The organism is Mesorhizobium sp. M7A.F.Ca.CA.003.01.2.1 (assembly GCF_003998945.1).
GTDB lineage: Bacteria > Pseudomonadota > Alphaproteobacteria > Rhizobiales > Rhizobiaceae > Mesorhizobium > Mesorhizobium ciceri.
Genome location: NZ_RZRA01000569.1, coordinates 1 through 3,699, shown reverse-complemented (window position 1 = coordinate 3,699; position 3,699 = coordinate 1). Strand labels below are relative to the sequence as shown.

Annotated in this window: 4 protein-coding genes and 1 pseudogene; 4 read left to right on the top strand and 1 reads right to left on the bottom strand. The window is 61.2% G+C overall.

What is annotated here, in order from left to right; genetic code table 11:
• From EN969_RS21245 to EN969_RS21235, 3 genes and pseudogenes are all read left to right on the top strand, one after another.
• Positions 1–334, top strand: a pseudogene (locus tag EN969_RS21245) (isocitrate lyase); the annotation flags it as partial.
• Positions 335–392: 58 nt separating this feature from the next.
• On the top strand, positions 393–635 hold the full coding sequence (locus EN969_RS21240; RefSeq protein ID WP_006202762.1) for a hypothetical protein: 243 nt from the start codon (positions 393–395) through the stop codon (positions 633–635).
• Positions 636–913: 278 nt separating this feature from the next.
• On the top strand, positions 914–1,318 hold the full coding sequence (locus tag EN969_RS21235; protein ID WP_224621462.1) for a response regulator: 405 nt from the start codon (positions 914–916) through the stop codon (positions 1,316–1,318).
• 83 nt (positions 1,319–1,401) lie between these two features.
• Here EN969_RS21235 and EN969_RS21230 read toward each other — a convergent pair whose 3' ends face one another.
• Complete coding sequence (locus EN969_RS21230) at positions 1,402–2,115, bottom strand: HAD family hydrolase (protein ID WP_063170071.1); 714 nt, start codon at positions 2,113–2,115, stop codon at positions 1,402–1,404.
• Between the two features lie 145 nt (positions 2,116–2,260).
• Between EN969_RS21230 and EN969_RS21225 the strand changes: the two genes are divergently transcribed.
• A complete protein-coding gene (locus EN969_RS21225) occupies positions 2,261–3,697 on the top strand; it encodes a glutamine synthetase family protein (protein ID WP_027035719.1) in 1,437 nt (478 codons plus the stop codon).
• The last annotated feature ends 2 nt before the right edge of the window (positions 3,698–3,699 follow it).

Genomic DNA, 3,699 nt, shown 5'->3' with positions numbered 1-3,699 from the left:
CCTCGACGACGCGACGATTGCCAAGTTCCAGAAGGAGCTCGGCGCCATGGGCTACAAGTTCCAGTTCATCACGCTCGCCGGCTTCCACCAGCTCAACTACGGCATGTTCGAACTGGCGCGCGGCTACAAGGCGCGGCAGATGGCGGCCTATTCCGAGTTGCAGGAAGCGGAGTTCGCGGCCGAGGCCGATGGCTACACCGCGACCAAGCATCAGCGCGAGGTCGGCACCGGCTATTTCGACGCCGTGTCGATGGCGATCACCGGCGGCCAGTCGTCGACCACCGCCATGCATGAATCGACGGAGCACGCGCAGTTCAAACCGGCCGCCGAATAGCGAACAGAAAAACTCAGAGGAAACGCCCGACAGGGCTTGGGACACAAGGAGAAAACCAATGGCATCGATAAGCCGCGTCAAGGAACGCGCCGAGGAACAGTCGACAACGATGAGCGTCGACCAGCAGGCGACGATCCGCATGCTGGCCAACGACCTGCACCGCCTCAACCAGTCGGTTATGAAGGCGGTCGAGGCGGGCGTCTCGGTGGAACTCGTGCGCTCGGCACGACATCACGGCGGCGACGGCAACTGGGGCGATCTGCTGATCCCGGTGATCGTCACGCAGCAGAGCCACGGCTGACTGAAATTCATGCAACCGACCCTTCACCTGCGCAGCCCCTGCGCAGGTGAATTTTCTTTTTATGAAATGCACGTGTGGACAGTCGAGTACAGTAGCGTTGCTTGAAATTCACTGTCCCGGCGATGATTTCGGGCACTTTTATTTCAACTTGACATAGGCTGCGATCTCACGCCAATTGCGCTCCGGATTCAACTCTGCATTGAAATAGGGGCGAGCTTCTTGGCTGACTTGTGTGCCCGGTGAATCGCGAAGGCGAGACTCCAAGACATCCGAATCTGGTGACCCGCGGCTCAACCACCGAGGCGATCCGTGATCCGTCGCAGGTGCTTGTCGTCGGCAGGTCGCCAATCAATCGCGTGGTGATTTCAAAGATCGTCGAGCGATCCGGGCTCAAGCCGATTTCGGAATCTCCCGACACGGCGGCAAGGATCTTGCGGTCGCTCATTCCCGGCGCGGTTGTCCTTGACGGCGGCGCCGACAACAAGGACTGCGACAATCTGATGTCCAGCATCGACGCGTTGCGCCGCGCCTCGGGCAAATCGCTGCCACCGGTAATCCTGCTGTCAACCAAGAATGGCACCACGGAAAGCCTGGGCCTGTCTGGTGTCATCGACGTGGTGATCGCCAAGCCGATCACGCCCGAACGGTTGCAACCGGTGATCGATCGCCTGATCGGCCGCTGAGGCAATTGCGGGAAAGTGTATAGCGGTTTTTCCGTCCGGAATCGAAACCAGGTAAGGCCGGGCGACCACGGATCGCCCGGCGATCAGGGATCGATGATGCTTTCGATCAGTCCGGGCAGTTGTCCGAGATCGGATATCTGGCGGAACCTCGATTCGGTTACCGGCGCTTCGACATGCTCCAGCACCCAGGTCAGTTCATGCGGCACATGAACACCCCAGCCGCCGGCCTCGATGGCCGGCACCACATCCGACTTCAGCGAGTTGCCGACCATCATGCTTTTCGCCGGACCATCGCCGTGGCGGTTGAAGAGCCTGCTATAGGTGGCAGCATTCTTGTCGCTGACGATCTCGACCGCGTCGAACAGATCGCCAAGGCCTGAGCCAGCCAGCTTGCGCTCCTGGTCGAAGAGGTCGCCCTTGGTGATCAGCACGAGGCGGAATGCGCCGGCAAGCTTTTCGACCGTCTCGCGGGCGTGCGGCAAGGCCTCGATCGGATGGCTCAGCATCTCGCGGCCGGCATCGAGAATCTCCGCTATGACCGAGCCCGGCACGCGGCCTTGCGTGACCTCGATCGCCGTCTCGATCATCGACAGGGTAAATCCCTTGATGCCGAAGCCATAGACAGCGAGGTTGCGCCTTTCGGCCTCCAGCAATCGTGCCGAGATGTGCTCCGCTTCGCCATGGTCGACGAGCATGGCGGCAAAGCGCTTTTCCGTCAGCCGGAAGAACTGCTCGTTCTGCCACAACGTGTCGTCGGCGTCGAAGCCGATCGTCGTCAGTTTGTCATTGCGCCGCATTGAACGCCTCGATTGGAATTGGGACGGCCGAAACTAAGCCGATTGGCGTGATTTTCAACCGCACCGGGCAATGCCCGACGCGGCTCCCCTTCCCTTCCATAGGAGGGCACGGCTATACTCCACAATCCGCAACCCAATCTGGTGAATGATGCCGCCTGCAAAAAAGGAAGTCCGTCCGTCGAGCCGCGGAGGACGCGCCCGCACGCCTGCCTTCGTGAAAAACCAACGAGGCGTCAAGAACTGGAAGGAAGTCAGCGCCTGGCTGGAATGGCGCGGCATCGAGGACATCGAGTGCATCACGCCCGATCAGGCAGGCGTCGCGCGTGGCAAGATGATGCCATCGAAGAAATTCACCTCCAACACCTCGCTGGCGCTGCCGTCGGCAGTCTTCATGACGACGATATCCGGCGGCTACCCCGAGGATGGCAACGGCTTCCATTACCCGGAAGACGACGGCGACCTCAAACTGATGCCCGACCTGTCGACGCTGACGGTGGTGCCCTGGGAAGAAGACCCGACGGCAGCGGTCATCTGCGACCTCGTCCACCAGGACGGACGCTCGGTCGAGTTCACGCCGCGCAACGTGTTGAAGCGTGTGGTGGCCGCCTATGACAAGCTCGGCCTGAAGCCTGTGGTGGCGCCCGAGATCGAGTTCTACCTGGTGCGCAAGAATCCCGACCCGGACTATCCGCTGACCCCGCCGGTTGGCCGGTCGGGACGCGCGATCGGCGGCGGCGCCGGCTATTCGATCGCCGGCGTCAACGAATTCGACGAACTGATCGACGACATCTACCATTTCTCCGAAAGCCAGGGCCTGGAGATCGATACGCTGATCCACGAGGAAGGTGCCGGCCAGTTGGAGATCAATCTGCGCCATGGCGACCCGATCGAACTGGCCGACCAGGTGTTCATGTTCAAGCGCACCATTCGCGAGGCGGCGCTGAAGCACGAGATCTACGCCACCTTCATGGCCAAGCCGATCCAGGGGCAACCCGGCTCCGCCATGCACATCCATCAGTCGATCATCGACAAGAAGACCGGACAGAACATCTTTTCGGCCGCTGACGGCTCGGAAACCGACGATTTTTTCCACTTTATCGGCGGCATGCAGAAGCATGTGCCGAACGCGCTGGTGATGTTCGCGCCCTATGTCAATTCCTACCGCCGGCTGACACAGGCGGCGTCGGCGCCGGTCAACAACAAATGGGGCTATGACAACCGCACCACGGCGTTTCGCGTGCCACGCTCGGATCCGGCGGCACGGCGCGTCGAAAACCGCATCCCGTCCTCCGATGCCAATCCCTATCTGGCGCTGGCGGCATCGCTTGCCTGCGGGCTGATCGGCATCACCAACAAGATCAAGGCCGAGCCCCCGGTCCTGACAACGGCCAATGCCGACGAGATCGACCTGCCGCGCGGCCTGCTTGAAGCCGTCGACCTGTTCGAGGGCGACGAGGAACTCTGCGCTCATCTGGGCAAGTCGTTCGCCGCGACCTATGCGGCGATCAAGCGCGCGGAATTCGAGACCTTCATGGAAGTGATCAGTCCGTGGGAGCGGGAGTATTTGTTGCTGAATGTGTAGGG

Coding starts and splice junctions, on each gene's coding strand:
- EN969_RS21240 (WP_006202762.1), top strand. CDS start 393: ATGGCATCGATAAGCCGCGTCAAGGAACGCGCCGAGGAACAGTCGACA.
- EN969_RS21225 (WP_027035719.1), top strand. CDS start 2,261: ATGATGCCGCCTGCAAAAAAGGAAGTCCGTCCGTCGAGCCGCGGAGGA.
- EN969_RS21230 (WP_063170071.1), bottom strand. CDS start 2,115: ATGCGGCGCAATGACAAACTGACGACGATCGGCTTCGACGCCGACGAC.